The following is a 1,041-nucleotide window of genomic DNA, read 5'->3' as shown; positions in this document are numbered from 1 at the left end:
CAGGGAAGTCCAAAGGCTCACCCGCCCACGCTAGGCGGGGAGTCGGGAGCGGGTCATGAGGCCCCGGGGCAAGGTCGTTGCCCGACCGGGCGAAGGGGGCTGCCCGTGAGGGCCGACGGGTCCCGCGGCGCCGGCGGGTGTGCCCCCGGGTCTGCCCGGAGGGACCTTCCGCGTTCCCGGCCGGCGGGCTATACGTGGTGGTTTACCGTCACCACGCCGTTCCAGGGACTCGTATGCGCAGCCAGGATCAGTCGTCGGGCACGAAGAAGCAAGGTGCGGGAGGACCCCGGTCCGCCCGGCGCACGCCGACCGCCATCGCCATGAACCACGCTGTCACGAGCCGCTCCCCCGAGGCGGTGCTGGCCTTGCAGCGGGCGGCCGGGAACGCGGCGGTGGCCCGGCTGGCCGAGCAGGAGCAGCACGAGCACGACGCGGGCTGCGGGCACGGTACGCCGGTGCAGCGGTCCGGCGTCGACCAGGTGCTGCGCTCGCCGGGCCGCCCGCTCGCCGAGCCGGTCCGCCGGGACATGGAGGCGCGGCTCGGCGCCGACTTCGGCGACGTGCGCCTGCACGACGACGCCGCGGCCCGCAGGTCGGCGGCGTCGGTGGGGGCGCGCGCCTACACCTCCGGCAGCCATGTCGTCATCGGTGACGGCGGTGGGGACAGCCATACGCTGGCCCACGAGCTCACCCACGTGATCCAGCAGCGCCAGGGCCCGGTGGCCGGCACGGACAACGGCAGCGGGCTCAGGATCAGCGACCCGTCGGACCGGTTCGAGCGGGAGGCGGAGGCGAACGCGGCCCGGGTGATGTCGGCGCCCGCGCCGGCCCGCGCCGAGCAGGCCGCGGCGACCGGGGTGCAGCGGTCGGCGGACGCAACCCAGGGGTCGGCGACCGCGGTGCAGCGGATGCCCACCGCGGCGCCGCCGCAGGAGCTGACGCTCATGCCGGGCGCCGACCGGCACGCGATGGGCGGTGACGGCGGCTTCTTCAAGTACACGGTGCCGTCGATCGGTTCGAGCGTGGATCCGGCCCCGATGT

General features: G+C 75.5%; 1 protein-coding gene. It reads left to right on the top strand.

The genetic code is table 11. From position 1 onward, the window contains the following. Window positions 1–233: 233 nt before the first annotated feature. The coding region (locus ACYF6T_RS44505) for an eCIS core domain-containing protein (protein WP_461703698.1) at window positions 234–1,041 on the top strand (808 nt) is incomplete at its 3' end.

The sequence above is a fragment of the Streptomyces sp. 7R007 genome (genome assembly GCF_054850255.1).
The sequence above is the reverse complement of the archived record's forward strand: the minus strand, read 5'-3'. Positions and strand labels throughout refer to the sequence as shown.